At 45.9% G+C, this 22,543-nt stretch carries 20 protein-coding genes; 12 read left to right on the plus strand and 8 right to left on the minus strand.

Annotated elements, in window-relative coordinates:
• Positions 1–43 precede the first annotated feature (43 nt).
• The 3 genes from KTG12_RS03630 to KTG12_RS03645 all read right to left on the minus strand — a co-directional run bounded on the left by KTG12_RS03630 (position 44) and on the right by KTG12_RS03645 (position 4,146).
• Positions 44–2,062, minus strand: a complete 2,019-nt coding sequence (locus tag KTG12_RS03630; protein WP_227225822.1) for a T9SS type A sorting domain-containing protein — start codon at positions 2,060–2,062, stop codon at positions 44–46.
• Entirely contained in the window at positions 2,059–2,523 is a 465-nt protein-coding gene (locus KTG12_RS03640; RefSeq protein ID WP_005645803.1) for an META domain-containing protein, read from the minus strand. The genes KTG12_RS03630 and KTG12_RS03640 overlap by 4 nt, the downstream gene beginning before the upstream one ends.
• A gap of 225 nt (positions 2,524–2,748) precedes the next feature.
• Entirely contained in the window at positions 2,749–4,146 is a 1,398-nt protein-coding gene (locus KTG12_RS03645; protein WP_122116035.1) for an rRNA cytosine-C5-methyltransferase, read from the minus strand.
• 70 nt (positions 4,147–4,216) lie between these two features.
• Here KTG12_RS03645 and KTG12_RS03650 point away from each other — a divergent pair, with 70 nt between their 5' ends.
• Entirely contained in the window at positions 4,217–4,918 is a 702-nt protein-coding gene (locus KTG12_RS03650) for an SAM-dependent methyltransferase (RefSeq protein WP_005645807.1), read from the plus strand.
• Positions 4,919–5,494, plus strand: coding sequence for an acyltransferase (locus tag KTG12_RS03655; RefSeq protein ID WP_138272718.1), 576 nt, complete (start codon positions 4,919–4,921; stop codon positions 5,492–5,494).
• A 27-nt stretch (positions 5,495–5,521) separates the two neighbouring features.
• Here the strand turns inward: KTG12_RS03655 and nadC are convergent, their stop codons facing one another.
• Positions 5,522–6,379, minus strand: a complete 858-nt coding sequence (gene nadC / locus KTG12_RS03660) for a carboxylating nicotinate-nucleotide diphosphorylase (protein ID WP_022321472.1) — start codon at positions 6,377–6,379, stop codon at positions 5,522–5,524.
• Between the two features lie 67 nt (positions 6,380–6,446).
• Positions 6,447–6,818 (minus strand): DUF4783 domain-containing protein, encoded by a 372-nt coding sequence (locus KTG12_RS03665; protein ID WP_005651328.1) that lies wholly within the window; start codon positions 6,816–6,818, stop codon positions 6,447–6,449.
• Positions 6,819–6,908: 90 nt separating this feature from the next.
• On the opposite strand from KTG12_RS03665, the gene rlmH reads away from it, so the two are divergent.
• Complete coding sequence (gene rlmH / locus KTG12_RS03670) at positions 6,909–7,382, plus strand: 23S rRNA (pseudouridine(1915)-N(3))-methyltransferase RlmH (protein ID WP_022321473.1); 474 nt, start codon at positions 6,909–6,911, stop codon at positions 7,380–7,382.
• Between the two features lie 68 nt (positions 7,383–7,450).
• Here the strand turns inward: rlmH and aroC are convergent, their stop codons facing one another.
• The 3 genes from aroC to KTG12_RS03685 form a co-directional block, all read right to left on the minus strand.
• A complete protein-coding gene (aroC, locus tag KTG12_RS03675; RefSeq protein WP_046451674.1) occupies positions 7,451–8,521 on the minus strand; it encodes a chorismate synthase in 1,071 nt (356 codons plus the stop codon).
• 29 nt (positions 8,522–8,550) lie between these two features.
• Positions 8,551–9,129 carry a peptidylprolyl isomerase gene (locus tag KTG12_RS03680; RefSeq protein ID WP_022321315.1) on the minus strand — a complete coding sequence of 193 codons (579 nt, stop codon included), beginning with the start codon at positions 9,127–9,129 and terminating at the stop codon, positions 8,551–8,553.
• A 97-nt stretch (positions 9,130–9,226) separates the two neighbouring features.
• Positions 9,227–10,402: a MalY/PatB family protein gene (locus KTG12_RS03685; RefSeq protein WP_036658535.1), complete on the minus strand. Its 1,176-nt coding sequence runs from the start codon at positions 10,400–10,402 to the stop codon at positions 9,227–9,229.
• A 909-nt stretch (positions 10,403–11,311) separates the two neighbouring features.
• On the opposite strand from KTG12_RS03685, the gene ilvD reads away from it, so the two are divergent.
• From ilvD to leuD, 9 genes are all read left to right on the plus strand, one after another.
• Positions 11,312–13,147 (plus strand): dihydroxy-acid dehydratase, encoded by a 1,836-nt coding sequence (gene ilvD / locus KTG12_RS03690; RefSeq protein WP_138272737.1) that lies wholly within the window; start codon positions 11,312–11,314, stop codon positions 13,145–13,147.
• 23 nt (positions 13,148–13,170) lie between these two features.
• Positions 13,171–14,871, plus strand: a complete 1,701-nt coding sequence (gene ilvB, locus KTG12_RS03695) for a biosynthetic-type acetolactate synthase large subunit (RefSeq protein ID WP_138272717.1) — start codon at positions 13,171–13,173, stop codon at positions 14,869–14,871.
• Between the two features lie 12 nt (positions 14,872–14,883).
• The gene (gene ilvN / locus KTG12_RS03700; protein WP_005645821.1) at positions 14,884–15,435 is read left to right on the plus strand and encodes an acetolactate synthase small subunit; all 552 of its coding nucleotides are present in this window, start codon (positions 14,884–14,886) and stop codon (positions 15,433–15,435) included.
• Positions 15,436–15,475: 40 nt separating this feature from the next.
• Complete coding sequence (locus tag KTG12_RS03705) at positions 15,476–16,213, plus strand: acyl-[acyl-carrier-protein] thioesterase (RefSeq protein ID WP_005634869.1); 738 nt, start codon at positions 15,476–15,478, stop codon at positions 16,211–16,213.
• Between the two features lie 85 nt (positions 16,214–16,298).
• Positions 16,299–17,342 (plus strand): ketol-acid reductoisomerase, encoded by a 1,044-nt coding sequence (gene ilvC / locus KTG12_RS03710; RefSeq protein ID WP_005634871.1) that lies wholly within the window; start codon positions 16,299–16,301, stop codon positions 17,340–17,342.
• Between the two features lie 161 nt (positions 17,343–17,503).
• Positions 17,504–18,673 carry a metallophosphoesterase gene (locus KTG12_RS03715; RefSeq protein ID WP_138272716.1) on the plus strand — a complete coding sequence of 390 codons (1,170 nt, stop codon included), beginning with the start codon at positions 17,504–17,506 and terminating at the stop codon, positions 18,671–18,673.
• Positions 18,674–19,020: 347 nt separating this feature from the next.
• Complete coding sequence (locus KTG12_RS03720; protein WP_005645827.1) at positions 19,021–20,517, plus strand: 2-isopropylmalate synthase; 1,497 nt, start codon at positions 19,021–19,023, stop codon at positions 20,515–20,517.
• Positions 20,518–20,527: 10 nt separating this feature from the next.
• On the plus strand, positions 20,528–21,922 hold the full coding sequence (gene leuC, locus KTG12_RS03725; RefSeq protein WP_046451678.1) for a 3-isopropylmalate dehydratase large subunit: 1,395 nt from the start codon (positions 20,528–20,530) through the stop codon (positions 21,920–21,922).
• A gap of 27 nt (positions 21,923–21,949) precedes the next feature.
• Positions 21,950–22,537, plus strand: a complete 588-nt coding sequence (gene leuD, locus KTG12_RS03730) for a 3-isopropylmalate dehydratase small subunit (RefSeq protein WP_005634883.1) — start codon at positions 21,950–21,952, stop codon at positions 22,535–22,537.
• Positions 22,538–22,543: the final 6 nt, after the last annotated feature.

Genomic DNA, 22,543 nt, shown 5'->3' on the forward strand with positions numbered 1-22,543 from the left:
GGGAGAAGATGGATAATGTTTTCCCCCCTTCCTTTTATTAAGATTAGTGGCTGATTGATATCTTCTTCGAACCGATCTTTTCACCTGTGTTATCCATGAGGTGTATGAAATAAATTCCATTGGGAAACTCCGTAGTATTTATGGAGATTGTTTTATTTGTCATAGAGACCTGTTTCATTAATGAGCCTGTCTGATTATAAATCGCAACTTTGTATGAACTGCTGTTTTTCATTCTTGCCATATCCTCATTAATGTCTATTTGTATTAGTTGAGATGAGTTGCTATAAGAGATCGTATAATAGTCCTGTGTTTCAAAAGCTATATATTCAGTTATATTCCCGTCTGTGAAGGAAAGTTCGAATATATCGCTTTGTGGTGTACAAGAAAGTGTGTAGTAATCTCCTCGTGGAAAGTATTGCAGATAGAATGGGCCTGTTCCGTCCCATAAACTGCATGTCAGATTCTTTTTGTTGGAAGTAAATTCCAAAACAACTTCTTGGTTTTTACAAACGTCGTAAGCACCGCCCCAGTGGTCGACAGTTACTTTTTGATTTTCTAATAACGGGCAATTCAGTTGATAAAAACTGCCATTTATATGGATAACATAAGGATCTGGGTCTGGCTCCGGTTCTGGAACAGGGATGCCATCTACGAATTGGGCTCCCGTGTTATTAGGATCAAGCCAGTCTTTCAGACGACGTTGAGGATTGGTTCCGTAATCCCAAGAAAGATGAAATTGGCCGTAGATAGCATAGTCTGCTGCAGGATTATTGCAGTTGATATCTGAACCACCAAATAATTGGCCGATGACTCGATGTGTATTTCTTGTCAATAGAGGTGATCCGGAAGAACCTCCTTCTGTTACGGAAAAACCGTTTGTTGTTTGACTCCAATTAACACGCCAATATGGAGTAGTATTTGCCGGCAGGTTAAACGATGTCGCTATTTTCTTAACATCACCACTTGGGTGGTGGATACCGACAACTCCGGTGGAACTTAAAGACGTTATTCTATCCCAACCTAAATAATAAGGGTCATAACCGGAAAGATTCTTTGGATCTTCATTTAAGGATAATAGTGCAAAATCGGAATATTCATTATTTGCCAATATGGTTGCTCCGGAAGTCGATAGGATTTGGGGTTCGCTTCCTCCACGAGAACATGAGGGACTTTCATAATTCCAATAGAACATGTAATGATTTAAGTTTGGATTTGTTACAGCATCATATTTTATATTATAATTGCCCCATCCTCCGAGACAATGATCTGCTGTTAAAAAGATTGGCCGCTTATCGTTAGCCGTTGTGTTAAGAAGTGCTCCTGTTGCATATCGGAATCCATTTACTACTATTAAAGCTATAGCTCTTTTTTCTTTTTGCCAATCTTCACCTTCTGGACAGTTAATGTTTACTTGGCAATTGCCAGATCCTCCGAATGAACGAGTTAGGATTGCAGGTGCAACGATTGGTTTATATCCATGTACAACATTGCATATTGATATTATAGCGGTTTGCGAGATATGTGCAGGTTGATAATATTCTAAAATGACATTACTTCCTTGAATAATACCAGTTGCAAAACCTTTTAGATTAATGGAGTCTCCTTTATTATTAATAGAAGTAAAGCCACCCATATATTGTTTTTTGTCTTTACTGTATAAAAACAGACTAGTTCCTTCTGGCAACCAGAATTTGTCATACAATAAGTTTATGGAAAGAGCATTCGGTGATGATATTTCCATTGTCCAGAGTTTGTCTCCATTTGTTAGTACAGTCCAGTTGCCAGCATTGGTCATATCCCAATTGACAGGTATAGGATAGCCAAAACGAGGTGGTACATTTTCATTGTCTCCTTCGTTTTCTTGATCTTCCGTATTCAATTCTTCAACCGTTTTGGGAAGTAGTGCTTTATAGGAGTTTATTTGTGCGTTCTTTTGTATGAATAAATGTTGATTTTCCACTCTGAATGAGAATGGTAATTCATTTGTACTGAGTTGTGCATTTACCAATAGTGAAACGCAGGCAAAGGTTAAAACGATGATAAAGGTTCTTGTTGTTTTCATTTTTTTTCAGATATTGATTTATACTCCAAATAGCTATTTTCCCCGAAATAGAACCTGACATTTTCCCTGTCTTGCTTGAAGGAAGAGATTTTCCTGAAATAATCGAGATACATTGTTTCGGCTTCATGATGCGGGGATGTACATCCAAGTTCAGTCGCTATCAAACCTTCGATTTTGAATTGCCCATTGTCTGCACTGTATTTGTAGTCTCCTTTGATGCTGTTGCACACGGCATCTCCTTCGAATGTGAGATCTTTTCTTAAGGTCAAGAAGGGGGTTATCTCCGTTGGGTACTTGATCTCTGTACCGTTTTCTACGGTTTTTGCTAGTATGCCGGAAATTTCTATCCCCTCTTGTATTCTATTATCCGGATTGTCCGAATCGTCGCATCCGACCCCGACCACCATGCCGAATAGTAGCAAGGCAATTTTGAATAATGATTGTAAAATAGTTGTTTTCATAAGATTTAGAATTTATGTGAATAAAAGAGAACTCTTATTTGGAAAACTAAAAAAAGTACCGTCTCGCCTGAACGACCTCCATTGTGTTACCTGGTGTCATGAATTTGTCTGTGCATTTGTGGCTTTTTGTTGCCATACTGTTTATATTTTGTTCGGTATAAAATTACTGTTTATTATTGGGATGAACCTCTTGAATGACAATCTTTTTTATTATGTTGTGCAACATTATTCGAACGTCTTCACCTGTTCCGGTACATACCCCGTGCGGATGCGCCATTCCTGCGGGTAGAGGTTGTTGGCGCGGTTGCCGAGATGTTTGGCGAAGCCGAGCGGAAACTTTTTGTGACGGACCAATACGTAGCCTTTCTCTGTACCGGCGGGTAGGAGCAGGGCTTCTTTTTTCAGATACCGGATCGCATCGTCCCAATCTAAATCAGCCACGGGAAAAGCATCCGGACGCAGAGCCGTGCTGAGTGCGAGCTCCTCGGCAGGGATGAAATCTTTTCCTTTCGCCTCGCCGATACAGATGCCGGCCGAAAGAATGCGCAGGTGCTCACGAAGCAGGGGATAGGCCCCCCGGACGGATTCGGGGAGCATCCTGAGGATACTACCGCTCCATTCGGGTGAAAAAGAAGACGTGTCCGACAGAAAGGATTTGACAGCTTTCGGGATGGCAGGAGCCGTTTTCCCCTTTTCTTTTTTATTCTTGTTTTTGAATCGAATCTCTTCCGCTTCGCCATCCGCTTTGCGCAGGGCGGCGAGGAAGAAACCTTCGCCCTTGGTCTTGTGCGGGAAAAAACGATAGACCGGATGGTTATATTTCAACGGGCCGGTGATCTGCCATTCGTCCTTTACGGCGGGGATGGGCAGTGCTTCGGCTCCCAGTTCTTCCGTTATATGATGGACGTTCTCTTCATCCTCCTCCGTGTTGTAGGTACAGGTGCTATAGATCAGCAGACCGCCGGGTTTCAGCGCGTTCCAGATGTCGTGGATGATGCGGCGCCCGCGTCCGGCACAGAGCGCGACGTTCGCGATGCTCCATTCGCCTGTACTGTCGGTATCTTTGCGAAACATACCTTCGCCGGAACAGGGCACGTCGGCGACGATCACGTCAAAGAAATGCGTAAGGCGGCCGATCTCTTTCGGATCGTTGTTCGTCACGACGCAATTCGGATTTCCCCACTTGGCGATATTTTCCGCCAGGATATGACTCCGGCTACGGATCACCTCATTGCTGACCAGCAGGCTCCCTTCCGGCAGACAAGCCGCCAGGTGAGTCGATTTGCCTCCCGGAGCGGCGCAGAGGTCGAGGCATCGGACAGGCGTTTTCACGTGGCTGCGGATCACTTGTTCGAGAAACATGGACGACGCTTCCTGCACGTAGTAGGCGCCGGCATGGAAGAGCGGGTCGAAGGTAAACGAAAGCCTTTCAGGCAGGTAATAACCTGTATCGCACCACGCCACCCGGTTATCCGGAGTATCGGCTGCCGGGATAGGAGCGCCTTTCTTCTCGTTGATACGGATGCTGACGGGGACATCGGCCTGCAACGCCGCTTCGAAACTGTCGAACTCATTTCCCAGCAATGCGCGGGTACGTGTGATAAAATCTATCGGAAGTGCCATCTCTTTTCGCTTGTTTTCGGCAAAAATACTACTTTTGCGTAATCAATTATCAATTGTCTATTAAAAAAGTATGTCCGCTCTTTACCTCATTCCCGTCACGCTTGGCGACGTTGAACATCGCCGGGTGCTTCCCGAATATAACCGGGATGTTATCCTTTCCATCCGTCATTTCATTGTTGAAAATGTGCGTACGGCACGCCGTTTCCTGAAAAAGACAGAACCCTCTATCGTGATAGACGATCTTGTCTTTTCTGAACTGAACAAGCATACGTCGCCTGAAGAGGTTACCGGCTATCTGGCCCCTTTGGCCAAAGGCGAGTCGGTCGGCGTGATCTCGGAGGCCGGCTGTCCGGCTGTTGCTGATCCGGGTGCGGATGTGGTGGCTATTGCACAGCGTAAAGGTTACAAGGTGGTTCCGCTGGTCGGCCCTTCTTCGATCCTGATGTCGGTGATGGGTTCCGGTTTTAACGGGCAGAGCTTTGCTTTTCATGGCTATCTGCCGATCGATGCTTCACAGCGTACGAATGCGATCAAGAAGCTGGAAGGGCGCATCTACTCGGAGAACCAGACGCAACTGTTCATCGAAACGCCTTACCGCAATAATAAATTGGCGGAGGAGTTGATCCGTACGTGCCGCCCTTCGACCAAATTGTGTATTGCTTCGAATATCACTTGCGAAGATGAATATATCCATACGCGTCCTGTTAAAGAATGGGCCGGAAAGGTTCCTGATTTGAGCAAGAAACCAACAATCTTCTTAATATATAAGTAAATGGAAACTTATAAGGCACATGAAACAGCCGTTATCGATCCCGGATGCACGATTGGAGACGGCACACACATCTGGCATTTTTCCCATATTATGCCGGGATGCTCAATCGGTCGGAATTGCAATATCGGACAGAATGTCGTGATCTCTCCTCTGGTGGTTTTAGGGAATAATGTGAAGGTACAAAACAATGTCTCCGTCTATACCGGCGTGACTTGTGGGGATGATGTTTTTTTAGGACCCAGCTGCGTTTTTACAAATGTGGTCAATCCCCGCAGTGCCGTTTCCCGTAAAGACCAATATTTGAAAACACATGTCGGCAAAGGAGCTTCTATTGGTGCGAATGCAACGATCGTTTGCGGCCATACGATCGGCGAATATGCTATGATCGGCGCAGGGGCCGTGGTCACTAAAGATATTCCGCCATACGCTTTGGTTGTCGGCAATCCTTCCCGTCAGATCGGTTGGGTGAGCGAATACGGGCATCGCCTCTCCTTCAATGAAAAAGGTATCGCCACATGCCCGGAAAGCAATCAGCAATACCTGTTAGAGGGGGGCGTCGTGACGCGTATTTCGTAGAGACGAGATCCGCCCGCCTTAATGTCTTTAGCAAGCCTTAAAGCTCATATCCAGCCCCTTGACAGAGTGTGTCAGGGCTCCGACTGAGATATAATCCACACCGCATTCGGCATAATCGCGAAGCGTGGCGAATGTGATGCCACCTGAAGATTCCAGCTCGTAACGTCCGGCAACCATTTCGACGGCTTTCTTCGTATTCTCGATATTGAAGTTGTCCAGCATGATACGGTCGATACCGCCGACACGCATTGCTTCCTGTAACTCGTCGAAGTTACGAACCTCGATTTCAATCTTCAAATCCTTGTTTTTCTCTTTCAGATACTGATGGCAGCGTGTGATGGCCGCTTCGATACCGCCGGCAAAGTCCACATGGTTGTCCTTCAGCAAAATCATATCGAACAACCCGATACGATGGTTGACACCGCCACCGATTTTAACCGCTTCTTTCTCGACCATACGCAGACCCGGAGTCGTCTTACGCGTATCTAACACGCGTGTTTTCGTTCCTTCCAGAGCCTTGACATATTTGCGTGTCGTGGTGGCAATACCGCTCATGCGTTGCATGACGTTGAGCATCAAGCGTTCCGTTTGCAACAAAGACTGTACCTTCCCTTCGACAACGAAAGCGATATCGCCTTTCTTCACTTCGGCTCCGTCATGGATGAATGTCGTCATTTTCAGCTCCGGATCGAATGTGTGGAAAATACGTTCAGCCATTTCGACACCGGCCAATACGCCGTCTTCTTTCACGATCAGCTGGCTCTTCCCCATTTCCGTAGCCGGAATGCAACATAAAGTCGTATGGTCGCCATCTCCTATATCTTCTGCGAATGCCAGGCGGATCAGTTCCGCAATCAGTTGTTCTTTTGTCTCTTGTACGTTCATGTTACTGTTGATTTATGATTTATGATTTATGATTTATATGCGACAAGGTATAAATCATAAGATCTTGTTATTCAATTCTGATAGACTGTATAATCGCTTTGTTTCCTTCTGCACGGTATGTCACGTTTACGCGATATTCACCGGATGAAGTAGGTAGTTTACCGACAAAGAAACCAGTCTCTTTTTTATCAGCATGGTGAACGACTGTGAATCCTGTCGGCTTGTTCCCTCCGAAGAAGGCATTCAGCATTGAAACAGCGTCGTTTGCGTTGCACTTTTTGGATGAACCCGGTAGGGCCATGTCGACTTCCTTGTCCATTGATCCACTGAGCGACGAGACGTTGCCTCTTTTAAAAGCGTTCGATATAGGAACTATGTCGGCAGCCATTACACTCAGAACCGAGAGAACCAATGCCAACGTTAAAAATAATCGTTTCATAAGCTTTCTCCTCTTTTTGTGAGTATTATCGTACAAAGGTATGTATTTTTTCCTGTAATTTAGCACCCTCAATCTCTAAAATGTAAACGAATGAAAATTGCGCTGATTGTGATCGGCAAGACGGATGCCGGCTATTTTGTGGAAGCGATCAATGAGTATAAGAACCGCCTAGTCCATTATATCCCTTTTGAAATGGAAGTGATTCCTGATATTAAGAACGTCAAAAATCTTTCCGAATCCCAACAAAAAGAGAAGGAAGGAGATTTGATTCTGAAAGCATTACAGCCGGGTGACTATTTGGTTTTGTTGGATGAAAAAGGAAAAGAATTTACATCGGTGCAGTTTTCCACCTATATAGAAAGAAAGACGCATACAGTCCCGAAGCGCTTGGTTTTTGTTGTCGGTGGTCCGTATGGTTTCAGCGATGCTGTTTATAAAGCCGCCGCCGAGAAAATATCCTTAAGCAAAATGACTTTCTCCCACCAGATGATCCGCCTGATCTTTATCGAGCAGCTCTATAGGGCGATGACAATTCTGAATAATGAACCCTATCACCATGAATAATTGGCAATTGACAATTAAAAATACAATCTGATAATTGTCTGATACATTTAATTGTCAATTGTCAATTCTCAATTTCGGATTTTCTGCATAAGCAGAAAATCCAACAGTGTCATTGCTGCCATTGATTCGACGATAGGGACAGCTCGAGGTAAAACACACGGATCATGGCGTCCGCGGGCTTTCAGGATCGTGTCTTCACCTTCCGTATTGACGGTTTCCTGTTCCATCAGGATAGTGGCGACCGATTTGAAGGCAACACGGAAATAAATATCCTGCCCGTTCGAGATACCTCCCTGTATGCCACCGGAATGATTCGTATGGGTGTTGATGTGTCCGTTGTCGTTGAAGAAACGGTCGTTCCGTTCCGAGCCACGATATAAGGCCGCTTCGAAACCGTCACCGTATTCGAACCCTTTTACGGCATTGATTGTCAACATCGCATGTCCCAATGCCGCATGCAACTTTCCGAATACCGGTTCGCCCAGACCAATGGGAACTCCCTGTGCTACGCAGGTGATTACGCCGCCGATCGTATCTCCTTTGGATTTCACTTCGGCGATCAAAGCCTCCATTTTTTCGGCGGTCGCCGGGTCCGGACAACGTACGGCCGTATCTTCCGCCTTGTCCAAGTCGTAATCCGTGTATGAGCCGTTAAGTTTGATGTTCCCGACCTGTGAGGTAAATGCTTGTATCCGGATACCTTTCTGGCGAAGAACCAGTTTGGCAATTGCTCCGGCTACGCAACGGGCGATCGTTTCACGTGCAGACGAACGTCCACCTCCGCGCGGGTCGCGGATTCCGTATTTGGTCTGGTAGGTGTAATCTGCATGGGAAGGACGATAAACATTCTTCATATTATCGTAGTCCGCCGAGTGCTGGTTCTTGTTCCAGATGATGAAACCGATCGGAGTCCCTGTCGTTTTTCCTTCGTAAATACCGGAAAGGAACTGTACTTCGTCGTCTTCCTTGCGTGGGGTTGTGATTTTGGACTGTCCCGGTTTACGGCGGTTCAGTTCACTTTGGATAAATGCCGTATCTAGTTCGATACCAGCAGGGCATCCGTCTATTACGCCTCCGATTCCGGGACCGTGCGACTCTCCGAAAGAGGTCAGCCTGTATATGTTTCCAAATGTATTCACCCTTGCTAAAATTGTCAATTGTCAATTCTTTAATGGCATCCGCCACATCCGCATCCACCTTCGTGGTTATGGTCGCCACAACCGCTTCCGCAGTCGTCACATCCACAACCGCATCCACCAGCCGGAGCTGTGAGGGCTGCGATTTCTTCAGCTGTCGGTTCGTGTACATCGATAACTTCACCATTGAAATGCAATGTTTCGCCAGCCAACGGATGGTTGAAGTCCATAACGACAACATCTTCTTTTACTTCCAAGACAGAACCGTTCATGCGGTTGCCGTTCGAATCCATCATCGGTACCGTGTTGCCTTCTTTGATCATTTCCGAGTCGAACTTGCCGTCTACCTCGAAAATATTCTTCGGAAGATCCAGTACGTGTTCCTCCACATATTCGCCGTATGCATCAGCCGGAGTTATGGAAAAATTAAATTTGTCGCCTACTTCCAGTCCTTTCAGAGCGTCTTCAAAAGCGGGGAGCATAGCGCCTGTACCAAAGATGAATTTCAGAGGTGTTTCAGCTGTTGCTCTTTCCATCAATTCGCGTTCTTCGCCTTCGCCTACATTCAGATCGTAAGTAACTGCAACGAACTTATTTGCTGTAATTTTCATTTGTAATTGTATTTGTGATAAATAAAATGGTGACAAATTTACGTATAATTTCCGACTTGTCTGCCCAATCTCTGGATAATTAAACAGGCAAACGGCTTTATTTCTTATCTATCGCTTTTTTCAAAGCATCCAGTGCGGAAGACAGGACGGAACGCGGACAGCCGATATTCAAACGCATATGCCCTTCACCTCCGGGACCGAACATGCTTCCGTCGTTCAGCAACAGGCCGGCTTTATCTTGGAACAAGCTTACCAGTTCAGGCTGGCTTAGTTTCAGGTCACGGCAATCCAACCATACAAGGAAAGATGCCTGAGGGGGATAGACTTTGATCTTCGGGAGTTTGGATTTGCAATATTCATCTACGAAGCGGACATTCTCAGTGATATACATCCGCATCTGTTGCAACCATTCGGCTCCGTATGTATAAGCCGCTTCTGTTGCCGTATAGGCAAAGATCGTCCCGGCATTGAATTCTCCTGCTTCCATGAAGGAATAGAACTTTTCGCGTATTTCCGCATTGGGAATGATCGAGTAGGAGGTGACGATTCCGGCAATGTTGAAAGTCTTGCTCGGAGCCATGAAAGTAATGCTGCAATTGGCGGCTGTCTCCGAAACCGTTGCAAACGGATGATGCGTATATTGCGGATAAGCCATCTCTGCATGTATTTCATCGGAGATAACGAGTATATTGTGTTTGGCACAAACCTCGGCCAACTTGACCAGTGTGTCTTTTTTCCAGACGACACCGCCTGGATTATGAGGGTTGCAAAGGATCAGGACCTTGCAATGCTCATCAATGACCGATTCGAGATTCTCGAAATCCATCTCGTAAATGTCGTCTACTGTTTTAAGCGGGTTGTAGACAACCTCACGGTGCATGTTTTCCGGAACGATGCGGAAGGGATGGTAGACCGGTGGCTGGATAATTACTTTGTCACCAGGTTTGGTGAAGCATTGCAAAACGAAACCGATTCCCTTTACGATGCCGGGAATATAACTAAGCCATTCGCGTTGGATTTTCCAGTTATGTTTATAATGTACCCACTCGATGATACTGTTATAATAGGAATCCGAATCGAATGTGTACCCGAAAATCTCATGCTCCAGACGTTTCTTGATTGCGTTGACAATAAAGTCTGGTGTCCGGAAATCCATGTCGGCTACCCAAAGTGGAACAAGGTTCTCGTTACCGAAGTCTTTCTTTAGAAGATCGTACTTGACACAATTGGTTCCACGACGTTCGATGATCTCGTCAAAGTTGTATTGTTTCATTATCTCTATAAGTTCAGTCTGTTGATCGGGGTCAAAGATACGAATTATATTTAGAAACTGTTTCGATTCCGACATTTGGGTAGTTACACAACCGGACTTTTAATTTTGTCTCGTCCTGAAATAGATTGACTGTGTATTAAAAATCCTGTTATAGGTGTCTATAAATGTAAATAACTGACACTTGTAAATGAGTCGGGTACGAAAAGTATCATAGAGTGGCAACTGCCATACTTTTATCGTTAGGCTATAAAGCCATAGAGCTTTTGACCTACGTCGAATATCTTTTTGCCCAAGGTCGAAAAGGCTTTTGCCATTAGGCAAAAAGGCTTTCGGCCTTGGGCAAAAACGTAAGAAGTTATAATTAAATCTGTACGAGACAGGGTGAAAGCAGATCTTTAAGGTGAAGCCAGTCCGAATGCCTGCCTTTACCTTAAGGATCTGCTTTTATTTTAATATATAGCAAGACGATGGTGAAGCCTACTCGCATATTCTTTCATATGAAAAGTTAGGCGGAAACAATCCAGACAGGTATTTCGGATTTGATAATGGAAGATTGGAAGGATGTGTTAAACTGCAAGCCTATCTTGTTTCTTTGCTTGAGAAATGTAAGATAAATTGATATTTTTCTTTTAATTTCTTTGGTGGTATGAATTATTGTTCTACATTTGCAGCATCAAACAATAATAAAGATGTAAGAAAAGATGATGAACAATGTATTGCATATTATTCTCGTGGTGGTCCTTCTAGTCATTAGCAGGTAAGGAGAAAGGTGTGCAAGAAATTGTGAAGTCATATAAAGATATTTCTTAAGCCTTTCTCCATACAGAGAAGGGCTTTTTTAATATAATAATATTTAGGATAAGAAAATAGGGGCGGTTCGTGAGCCGTTCGAAAACAACAAATAATATGATGAAGAATCCGTTAAGAAGTTCATACAGCACAGAGGGCAGACGCATGGCTGGGGCTCGCGCTTTGTGGCGTGCCAACGGTCTGAAAGAAGAGCAGTTCGGTAAACCGATTATAGCCATTGTGAATTCATTTACCCAGTTTGTACCCGGCCATGTCCATCTGCACGAGATCGGGCAGCAGGTAAAAGCGGAGATTGAAAAGTTGGGTTGCTTTGCTGCCGAATTCAATACGATTGCTATTGACGATGGTATCGCTATGGGACACGACGGAATGCTCTATTCGCTTCCTTCGCGTGATATTATTGCGGACAGCGTCGAGTATATGGTGAATGCCCACAAAGCCGATGCAATGGTTTGCATTAGCAATTGCGACAAGATCACTCCGGGGATGCTAATGGCATCCATGCGGCTCAATATTCCGACTATCTTTGTCTCCGGCGGTCCGATGGAAGCCGGTGAGCTGGATAACCGCCATCTGGATTTGATCGATGCCATGATCGAATCGGCCGACACTTCGGTCAGCGATGAACGGATCGCACAGGTGGAACGGAATGCCTGTCCGGGATGCGGTTGTTGTTCCGGTATGTTTACGGCCAACTCGATGAACTGTCTGAACGAAGCGATCGGTTTGGCACTTCCGGGCAACGGGACGATCGTCGCTACGCATGTGGGCCGTACGCAACTGTTCCGCGATGCTGCCCGGCAGATTGTAGAAAATGCCTATAAATACTATCGTGACGGTGATGAGTCTGTTCTTCCCCGCAGTATCGCCACCCGTCAGGCTTTCCTGAATGCCATGTCATTGGATATTGCAATGGGTGGTTCCACCAATACGGTTCTCCACTTGCTCGCCATCGCGCAGGAAGCTGAGGCGGACTTCACGATGGACGATATCGATATGCTCTCCCGCAAGACTCCTTGCCTCTGCAAGGTTGCTCCCAACACGCACACCTACCACGTCCAGGATGTGAACCGTGCCGGTGGTATCATGGGAATCATGAACGAGCTGCTGAAAAGCGGCTTGGTAGACGGGAATGTGAAGCGTGTGGACGGTATGACGCTTGCCGAAGCCGTAGATAAATTTGCTATCACCTCGCCGAATATGACGGACGAGGCTGTCAAGAAATACAAGAGTGCTCCCGCCCATCGTTTCAGCATTCGGATGGGATCGCAGGAAACCTATTATAAGGAACTGGATACCGATCGTGCCGCCGGATGTATCCGTGATATCGAGCATGCTTATTCCAAAGATGGCGGCCTGGCTGTCCTGAAAGGAAATATCGCGCTGGACGGTTGTGTGGTCAAGACGGCCGGTGTGGATGAAAGCATCTGGAAGTTTGCCGGTCCGGCGAAAGTGTTCGATTCGCAGGATGCGGCTTGCGAAGGCATCCTCGGTGGAAAAGTCGTCTCGGGCGATGTGGTGGTGATCACACACGAAGGACCGAAGGGTGGTCCGGGTATGCAGGAAATGCTTTATCCTACTTCTTATATAAAAAGCCGTCATTTAGGCAAGGAGTGCGCGCTGATCACAGACGGTCGTTTCAGTGGCGGTACTTCCGGTCTTTCTATCGGTCATATTTCTCCCGAAGCTGCGGCAGGAGGAGCGATTGGACTGGTGAAAGACGGCGATATAATCGAGATTGATATCCCTGAACGTACGATTAATGTGAAGGTAAGCGATGAAGAGTTGGCAGAACGCCGTAAAGCGGAAGAAGCCCGCGGCACAAAAGCCTTTACGCCGCCTCATCGCCAGCGTGTCGTCTCAAAAGCCTTGAGAGCTTACGGTAAGATGGTCAGTTCGGCCGATAAGGGTGGAGTGAGAGTAGTAGAAGATTAAACACAAGACTAAAATAAAGAGATATGGAGAAACAGAAGATAACCGGTTCGGAAGCTTTGCTGAAGTCACTGATAGCTGAAGGAGTAGATACGATTTTCGGTTATCCCGGCGGGCAAGCGATTCCTATTTACGATAGTTTGTACGATTACAGGGATAAATTGAAGCATGTATTGGTGCGTCATGAACAAGGGGCGACGCATGCTGCACAAGGGTATGCCCGTGTATCCGGTAAAGTAGGGGTGACGTTGGTTACTTCAGGACCCGGCGCAACAAATACCATCACCGGCATTGCCGATGCACTGATGGACAGCACTCCTATGGTGGTCATAGCCGGACAGGTCCCTTCTCCATTGCTTGGAACAGATGCTTTCCAGGAAGTCGATGTGATCGGCATTACGCAACCGATCACCAAATGGGCGTACCAGATTCGCAAGCCGGAAGAGATAGCGTGGGCTGTTTCACGTGCTTTTTATATCGCTTCTACCGGACGGCCGGGGCCTGTTGTACTCGATTTGGCAAAGGATGCTCAGGTTGGATTTGTGGATTATGAATATAAGAAAGTAGACTATATCCGCAGCTATCAGCCGGAACCGGATATCAACCAGGATCGGATTAAAGCGGCTGCCGCGTTGATCAATAAAGCGGAGAAACCGTTCTGCCTGGTCGGACAGGGGGTTTTGTTGGGAGGTGCTGAAGAGGAGCTGAAAGCATTCCTGCTGAAGAATGACATTCCTGCCGGTTCGACTGTTCTCGGTCTATCGGCGTTGCCTTCCGATTTTCCTTTGAATAAGGGTATGTTGGGTATGCACGGCAATGTCGGTCCGAATAGGAAGACCAATGAATGTGACGTGTTGATCGCCATCGGTATGCGTTTCGACGATCGTGTTACTGGCGATTTGAAGACATACGCCAAGCAGGCGAAAGTGATCCATTTGGATATCGACAACTCGGAGATCGGGAAGAATGTACCGGTCGATGTGAAGGTTCTCGGAAATGCCAAACATACCATTCCGATGATAACTGCGTTGTTGGAAGAACGGAAACGTCCGGAGTGGAATGCTGAGTTTGAGCTGGATGCACAGGAAGAGTATGAAAAGGTGATCGAGAAGGAGTTGTATCCGATGAACGGATCTTTGAAAATGGGTGAAGTCGTTCGAAAAGTGTCCGAGGCGACTGGAAACGATGCTGTTTTAGTTACGGATGTCGGACAGAACCAGATGATGGGTGTCCGCTATTTCAAATATAAACGCACTCGTAGCGTGGTTACTTCAGGTGGTCTGGGGACGATGGGCTTTGGCCTTCCCGCTGCTATGGGAGCCAAGTTCGGTGCACCTGACCGTACGGTCTGCTTCTTTACCGGTGACGGTGGGATGCAGATGACGATTCAGGAGTTGGGAACCATTATGCAGGAAAAACTGGATGTGAAAATCATCATCCTTAATAATAATTTCTTAGGAATGGTACGTCAGTGGCAGGAGTTGTTCTTCCACGAACGTTATTCGAATACGATCATGGAGAACCCGGATTTCGTGGCGATCGCGAAAGCGTACGGTATCGCTGGCCGCACCGTTGAAAAACGGGAGGAACTGGATGAGGCTATTGCCGAGATGTTGAACCATAACGGAGCGTTTGTGTTGGTCGCCAATGTGGAAACGTGTGGTATGGTATATCCGATGGTTCCTGCTGGAGGAAGCGTAACGAATATGATATTAGGAGATAAGTAAGGAGGTGAAGCTATGACAACTAAAAAATTATATACCGTTATTATCTTTTCAGAGAATACAGTAGGTCTTCTGAACCAGATTACGATTATCTTTACGCGTCGGCAGTTGAACATCGAGACGCTTTCCGTTTCACCTTCCGCCATACAGGGTATACATAAATTTACGATCACGACATTTGCCGATGAAGATATGATCGACAAGGTTGTGAAGCAGATCGACAAACGGGTGGATATCTTGAAGGCTTACTATAATACGGATGAAGATCTGGTTTTCCAGGAGATCGCCCTTTATAAGCTGAGCACCGAGCTGTTTATCAAGATGGGGACGGTCGAGGATCTGATTCGCAAATATAACGCCCGTATTCTGGAAATGAACGAAACGTGTGTCGTTCTCGAAAAGAGTGGTCATTACGATGAGACGCAAGCCCTTTTCAGGGAGTTGAGCGAAACGATCGGTGTCTTGCAGTTCATCCGTTCCGGTCGCATTGCGATCACAAAAAGCCGTGTCGAGCGTTTGAGCGATATGTTGGCCGAAATGGAACGTAAGTTGCAGGAAAAAAAATAACGTACGGGTGGTTTGCGAACTGCCCCAACAGAAAAGAATCATGGATAAAGATAAAAGCAAAATAGGGGAATTTCATTTCGTCACGGAACCGTACCTGTTGGATTTTCGTGGACGTGTAACGATACCGATGATCGGAAACTATCTGATACATGTCGCATCCAGCCATGCTGCTGAACGCGGATTCGGTTTCAACGATATGTCAGAACGGCATACGGCTTGGGTTCTTTCCCGTCTGGCGATCGAAATGATCGAATATCCAGCCATGTCCGAACCTATAACTCTTTATACCTGGGTGGATGAAGTCGGCCGTCTCTTTACCAGCCGTTGTTTCGAGCTGGTGGATGGCAACGGTAAGACATTCGGTTACGCCCGTTCTATTTGGGCGGCTATCGATGTGGAAACACGCCGGCCGACCTTGTTGGATATCGCCAGGTTGAGCGCTTATGTCACGGATCGCCCCTGCCCGATAGAAAAGCCGGGAAAGATTGCGGCTGTGGAGAATGAGACGGAAGGGGTTCCTTATTTCATTAAGTACAGCGACCTTGATATCAACGGCCACCTGAACAGTATCAAGTATATGGAACATCTTCTAGACCTGTTTGATCTTGACCTGTTCAAGACAAAAGATATCAAACGTTTCGAAATCGCCTACCAGTCTGAAGGCAAATATGGGATGAAACTCATGTTGTACAAGAGGGAGGCTGATAACGGAAAATATGATATGGCGATCTGTAATGAAGGCAAAGCGATTTGCCGTGCTGCTGTTATGTGGCATTGAACAAACATGGTATGGGCGGATGGTTTGCGAACTGTCCTGACAAAAGAATTATTTTATTAACACATTACATTTAATAGTAGAAAAAATGGCAGTAATGAATTTTGGCGGTGTTGACGAAAACGTAGTAACCCGCGAAGAATTTCCGTTGGAAAAGGCAAGAGAAGTATTGAAAGATGAAGTGATTGCAGTTATCGGTTACGGTGTTCAAGGTCCTGGACAGAGCTTGAACTTGCGTGATAATGGTTTCAACGTTATCGTAGGACAGCGCCCTGGTAAAACCTATGACAAAGCTGTTGCCGACGGCTGGGTACCGGGTGAAACACTGTTCGGTATTGAAGAAGCTTGCGAAAGAGCAACTATCATACAGGTGTTGCTTTCCGACGCCGCTCAGATCGAATGCTGGCCGCGTATCAAAAAATATCTGACTCCGGGAAAAGCGCTGTATTTCTCTCATGGTTTTGCTATCACTTACAAGGAACGTACCAATATTATCCCTCCTGCTGATGTTGACGTGATTCTAGTCGCACCGAAAGGTTCTGGTACTTCTTTGCGTCGTATGTTCCTGCAGGGACGTGGCTTGAATTCAAGCTATGCAATTTTCCAGGATGCAACCGGTAGAGCATGGGACCGTGTGATCGCTTTGGGTATCGGCGTTGGTTCAGGCTATCTGTTCGAAACGACATTCAAGAAGGAAGTTTATTCCGATCTGACTGGTGAACGTGGAACTTTGATGGGGGCTATCCAAGGTTTATTGTTGGCTCAATACGAAACATTGCGTGAAAACGGCCACGAACCTTCCGAAGCATTCAACGAAACAGTCGAAGAGCTGACTCAGTCTTTGATGCCGTTGTTTGCTGAAAACGGAATGGACTGGATGTATGCAAACTGTTCGACTACTGCACAGCGTGGCGCTTTAGACTGGATGGGGCCGTTCCACGATGCCGTTAAGCCTGTATTTGAAAAATTATACCGGGAGGTCGCCTGCGGTAACGAAGCGCAGCGTTCTATCGATACGAACAGTAAGCCGGATTATCGTGAAGGTTTGGAAAAAGAACTGGCAGCATTGCGCGAAAGCGAAATGTGGCGTGCAGGTGCAGTCGTTCGTAAATTGCGCCCGGAAAACAATTGATAGACATCGCATTTTTTATTTGGGTGCATAAAGAAAGTGGCAATTCGGTATGAATTGTCACTTTTTTTAATGAAAATGTATCATTTTGATAAGAAATCTTTGGATAGTAATCGATATCTTCGTAGCTATAAATTCGAATTTAATTGCTTAAATATTATATCATGAAGAAATTCCAAATTTTAGTAATGTTATTGTGGCTGTCTGTTTGCCTAGCAGGAGCAGTAGAGTCGAAGATTCGGTTGGTGCATGGTCCTTATTTGCAGAATCTAGGGCCTGATGAAGTGACGATCGTGTGGTTGTCGGATAAACCTTCTGTCGGTTGGGTGGAGCTGGCGCCGGATGACGATACGAACTTTTATGCTACCGAACGTCCCAAATATTATGATGCCCGTAACGGAGTAAAAAATACATCTACGATCCATACCGTGAAGATCAAAGGGCTTAAACCGGGTACGAACTACCGTTATCGTGTCTTCGTACAGGAAGTATTGAGCCATGTCGGACATAAGATCATTTATGGGAACTATGCCTCGACTGATGTTTACTCCAAAAAGCCGTTGGTGTTCAAGACGAGCGATCCTGCGGATAATTCTGTCTCATTTGCGATGGTGAACGATATACATGGCAAAAATGACCTGTTGACGAACCTAGTTTCCAAGTGTGATTTGAAAAAGACGGACTTTTTTCTTTTTAACGGTGATATGGTGTCAGTCTTCAATGAGGAAAATCATATCTTCGACGGTTTTATGGATACGGCGACCAAGCTGTTTGCCTCTGAGATTCCGATGTATTATACAAGAGGCAACCACGAAACACGTGGCGTTTTTGCAACCGAGTTCCAACGTTATTTCTCTCCAAAAGAAGAGAATATCTACTATACATTCCGGCAAGGTCCGATCTGTTTTGTCGTTTTGGATACGGGAGAGGACAAGCCGGATTCCGATATTGAATATGCCGGTATAACAGTCTACGACGAATACCGGACAGAACAGGCCGAATGGTTGCGCCGAGTATTGGATAGCAAAGAATATAAGGACGCGCCGTTTAAAATTATTGTAGCCCATATCCCACCGATCGGCGGATGGCATGGAAACTTGGAAGTGGAGCAGAAGTTCATGCCTTTGCTACGCGATGCCAAGCCGGACGTTATGTTGTGTGGTCACCTCCACCGTTTCATCCATCAGGATGCAACGGATCGTACACCGTTCCCGATTATCGTCAATTCCAATACGGCTATTTTGAAAGCGGCTGCCGATCCGAAAGAACTAAAAATACAGGTCGTAGATGTGGACGGGAAAGTGGTGGATCAATTCTCCATAAAGAAGCCTTGAAAAATGATAAGTAGATTGTTGGTTATGAATTGAAGAATTTAGATGTATTTGTCTTTTATTTTATAAGAAAATAGTGATAAAAACTTTAAATTATATTTGGATGTTTGGAAAAAGACCGTATCTTTGCAGCGTTCAAACAAAAACGGTTGAAAAGACAATATGAAACAGGTAATGCTAAATAGTCTCATTATTTCTCTAAATATTATTCTACTCTGGGAACGGAATAGGAAGTGAGACTGTGTATGCTTTACAGGGCATTAAGATATGAAAAAGCCTTTCTCGCTTCCTTGTGAGAGAGGCTTTTTTCATTCAGAAAAGATATTAATAAATTTAAGACGATAAGAACTATGTCAGACAGATTATTTATTTTCGACACGACATTGCGTGACGGTGAACAAGTGCCGGGTTGCCAGTTGAATAGTATTGAAAAGATTCAGGTAGCCAAAGCTCTGGAAGAACTGGGAGTAGACGTGATAGAAGCCGGTTTCCCCGTATCGAGTCCGGGAGATTTCAATAGCGTTGTTGAAATATCGAAAGCCGTAACGTGGCCTACAATCTGTGCGCTTACCCGTGCGGTGGAAAAAGATATTGATGTGGCTGCCGAAGCACTGAAATATGCAAAGCACGGACGTATCCATACAGGTATTGGAACGTCCGATTATCATATCAGGTATAAGTTCAATTCGAATCAGGAAGATATTTTGGAACGGGCTGTCGCTGCTGCCAAATATGCCAAGAGATATGTGGAAGACGTCGAATTTTATTGCGAAGATGCCGGACGTACTGACAACGAATATCTGGCACGTGTGGTAGAAGCGGTCATCAAAGCTGGCGCGACAGTTGTCAATATCCCTGATACGACCGGTTATTGCCTGCCGGACGAATATGGGGCGAAAATCAAATATCTGATGGATCATGTAGACGGTATCGAGAATGCTATCATTTCTACCCACTGTCATAATGATTTGGGGATGGCTACCGCCAATACTGTGCAGGGTGTCTTGAATGGTGCACGTCAGGTGGAAGTCACCATGAACGGTATAGGTGAACGTGCCGGTAATACATCCTTGGAAGAAATCGCGATGATTTTCAAGAGTCACAAAGAACGTGACATTATTACCAATATCAATACGACAAAGATTTACGGAGTCAGCCGTATGGTGTCCAGCCTGATGAACATGCCTATCCAGCCGAATAAGGCGATCGTCGGACGTAACGCGTTCGCTCATTCTTCCGGCATCCATCAGGATGGCGTTTTGAAGAATCGTGAAAGTTATGAAATCATCGATCCGAAAGATGTAGGAATCGACGATAATGCAATCGTGCTGACTGCCCGTAGCGGACGTGCGGCATTGAAACACCGTTTACAGGTATTGGGCGTCGAATTGTCTCAGGAAAAACTAGATAAGGTTTATGAAGAATTCTTGAAACTGGCTGATCGTAAGAAAGATATCAACGACGACGATATCTTGATGCTTGCTGGCAAAGACCGCACGGCCATGCATCGTATCAAGTTGGAATATTTACAGGTGACCTCCGGTGTCGGTTTGCAGTCTGTGGCCAGCATCTGCCTGAATATAGCTGGTGAGAGGTTTGAGGCCGCCGCTTCCGGCAACGGTCCTGTTGATGCTGCTATTAAGGCGGTGAAATCAATTATCCACCGTACGATGACGATTCAGGAGTTTTTGATTCAAGCGATTAATAAAGGCAGTGACGATATGGGGAAAGTACATATGCAGGTTGAGTACGAAGGAAACCGTTATTATGGTTTTGCTGCCAATACCGATATTATAGCTGCTTCTGTAGAGGCATTTATTGATGCAATTAATAAATTTGTGAAGTGAATTGATAATTATGAATACATTATTTGACAAGATTTGGGATTCCCACGTAGTGACGATGATCGAAGAGGGGCCCACACAACTTTACATCGACAGGTTGTACTGTCATGAAGTGACTAGTCCACAGGCTTTTGCCAGTATGCGTCGACGTGGTTTGAAGCCGTTTCGTCCGGAACGTATCTATTGTATGCCGGATCATAACACGCCGACACACGATCAGGATAAACCGATCGAAGATCCTGTTTCGAAGAATCAAGTCGATACGCTGGCAAAGAATGCAGCCGAATTTGGTTTGACTCATTATGGAATGATGGATGAGAGGAATGGCATTATCCATGTGGTAGGCCCGGAACGTGGACTGACCTTGCCGGGGATGACGATCGTTTGCGGTGATTCGCATACTTCTACTCATGGAGCAGTCGGTGCGGTCGCTTTCGGTATCGGAACCAGTGAAGTGGAAATGGTTATGGCTTCCCAGTGCATTTTGCAGGCAAAGCCGAAAACCATGCGTATCTGTGTGGAAGGTAATCTAGGGAAAGGGGTGACAGCAAAGGATGTCGCCCTTTATATCATGTCGAAAGTGACGACCAGCGGTGCAACCGGATATTTCATCGAGTATGCTGGTGCGGCGATCCGTAGTTTGACGATGGAGGGGCGTTTGACTTTGTGCAACCTGTCTATTGAAATGGGAGCGCGTGGTGGTATGATCGCTCCTGACGAAACGACATTCGCTTATCTTAAGGGACGTGAAAATGCTCCTGCCGGCGAAGAATGGGATAAGGCGGTTGCTTATTGGAAGACTTTGAAAAGTGGCGATGATGCTGTGTTTGACAAAGAGATTCTGTTTGATGCTGCCGATATCGAACCGATGGTGACGTATGGTACCAATCCGGGTATGGGAATGGGAGTCACCGAACATATCCCGACTGTCGAGGGTATGAACGATGTGGAGAAAGCTTCTTTTATGAAATCGATGGAGTATATGGGGTTCGAACCGGGTGAATCCTTGTTGGGCAAGAAGATCGACTATGTGTTCTTAGGCTCTTGTACCAATGGTCGTATCGAGGACTTTCGTGCTTTTGCTTCCATTGTTAAGGGACGGAAGAAAGCCGACCATGTAGTCGCCTGGCTGGTTCCCGGCTCCTGGCTGGTAGATGCGCAGATCCGTGAAGAAGGGTTAGACAAGATATTCGAAGAAGCCGGTTTCCAGTTACGTCAACCGGGATGCTCGGCTTGTCTGGCAATGAACGACGATAAGATCCCGGCAGGAAAATATGCAGTTTCGACAAGCAACCGTAACTTTGAAGGACGTCAGGGACCGGGGGCCCGTACGATTCTGGCTGGACCGCTAGTAGCTGCGGCGGCAGCCGTGACTGGGGAAATTACCGATCCGAGAACGTTTTTCTGAAATCATAAATCATAAATTTTAACATTCATGAAACAGAAATTCAATATCATTACATCAACCTGCGTTCCCCTTCCTTTAGAGAATGTGGACACGGACCAGATCATTCCTGCCCGTTTCCTGAAAGCAACCGACAAAAAAGGGTTTGGTGAAAACTTGTTCCGCGACTGGCGGTACGACAAGCAGGGAAATAAAATAGAATCGTTTGTCTTGAATGATCCGACCTACGGCGGACAGATACTGGTGGCGGGGAAAAACTTCGGCTCGGGTTCCAGTCGCGAACATGCAGCTTGGGCGATTGCCGATTATGGGTTTCGTGTAGTTGTGTCCAGTTTTTTTGCGGATATCCACAAAAACAATGAACTGAATAACTTTGTTCTCCCTGTGGTGGTTAGCGAACCTTTTTTGGCCGAGCTTTTCGACTCGATTTTTGCCGATCCGAAAACAGAAGTCGAAGTCAACCTGCCTGCCCAAACCATCACCAATAAGGCTACGGGTAAGAGCGAGCACTTCGATATCAACGCCTACAAAAAAGACTGCCTTGTGAATGGCCTCGATGACATCGATTATCTGCTTTCCAATAAGGAAAAGATTGAAGCATTTGAAAGGAGACGTTAGTTTGTT

Origin of the sequence: Parabacteroides sp. MSK.9.14 (genome assembly GCF_019041495.1) — a bacterium.
GTDB classification, from domain to species: domain Bacteria; phylum Bacteroidota; class Bacteroidia; order Bacteroidales; family Tannerellaceae; genus Parabacteroides; species Parabacteroides merdae.

Bases quoted from the DNA above. Each gene is read 5' to 3' on its own strand.
- KTG12_RS03630 (WP_227225822.1), bottom strand. From the start codon at position 2,062: ATGAAAACAACAAGAACCTTTATCATCGTTTTAACCTTTGCCTGCGTT.
- KTG12_RS03640 (WP_005645803.1), bottom strand. From the start codon at position 2,523: ATGAAAACAACTATTTTACAATCATTATTCAAAATTGCCTTGCTACTA.
- KTG12_RS03645 (WP_122116035.1), bottom strand. From the start codon at position 4,146: ATGGCACTTCCGATAGATTTTATCACACGTACCCGCGCATTGCTGGGA.
- KTG12_RS03650 (WP_005645807.1), top strand. From the start codon at position 4,217: ATGTCCGCTCTTTACCTCATTCCCGTCACGCTTGGCGACGTTGAACAT.
- KTG12_RS03655 (WP_138272718.1), top strand. From the start codon at position 4,919: ATGGAAACTTATAAGGCACATGAAACAGCCGTTATCGATCCCGGATGC.
- nadC (WP_022321472.1), bottom strand. From the start codon at position 6,379: ATGAACGTACAAGAGACAAAAGAACAACTGATTGCGGAACTGATCCGC.
- KTG12_RS03665 (WP_005651328.1), bottom strand. From the start codon at position 6,818: ATGAAACGATTATTTTTAACGTTGGCATTGGTTCTCTCGGTTCTGAGT.
- rlmH (WP_022321473.1), top strand. From the start codon at position 6,909: ATGAAAATTGCGCTGATTGTGATCGGCAAGACGGATGCCGGCTATTTT.
- KTG12_RS03680 (WP_022321315.1), bottom strand. From the start codon at position 9,129: ATGAAAATTACAGCAAATAAGTTCGTTGCAGTTACTTACGATCTGAAT.
- KTG12_RS03685 (WP_036658535.1), bottom strand. From the start codon at position 10,402: ATGAAACAATACAACTTTGACGAGATCATCGAACGTCGTGGAACCAAT.
- ilvD (WP_138272737.1), top strand. From the start codon at position 11,312: ATGAAGAATCCGTTAAGAAGTTCATACAGCACAGAGGGCAGACGCATG.
- ilvB (WP_138272717.1), top strand. From the start codon at position 13,171: ATGGAGAAACAGAAGATAACCGGTTCGGAAGCTTTGCTGAAGTCACTG.
- ilvN (WP_005645821.1), top strand. From the start codon at position 14,884: ATGACAACTAAAAAATTATATACCGTTATTATCTTTTCAGAGAATACA.
- KTG12_RS03705 (WP_005634869.1), top strand. From the start codon at position 15,476: ATGGATAAAGATAAAAGCAAAATAGGGGAATTTCATTTCGTCACGGAA.
- ilvC (WP_005634871.1), top strand. From the start codon at position 16,299: ATGGCAGTAATGAATTTTGGCGGTGTTGACGAAAACGTAGTAACCCGC.
- KTG12_RS03715 (WP_138272716.1), top strand. From the start codon at position 17,504: ATGAAGAAATTCCAAATTTTAGTAATGTTATTGTGGCTGTCTGTTTGC.
- KTG12_RS03720 (WP_005645827.1), top strand. From the start codon at position 19,021: ATGTCAGACAGATTATTTATTTTCGACACGACATTGCGTGACGGTGAA.
- leuC (WP_046451678.1), top strand. From the start codon at position 20,528: ATGAATACATTATTTGACAAGATTTGGGATTCCCACGTAGTGACGATG.
- leuD (WP_005634883.1), top strand. From the start codon at position 21,950: ATGAAACAGAAATTCAATATCATTACATCAACCTGCGTTCCCCTTCCT.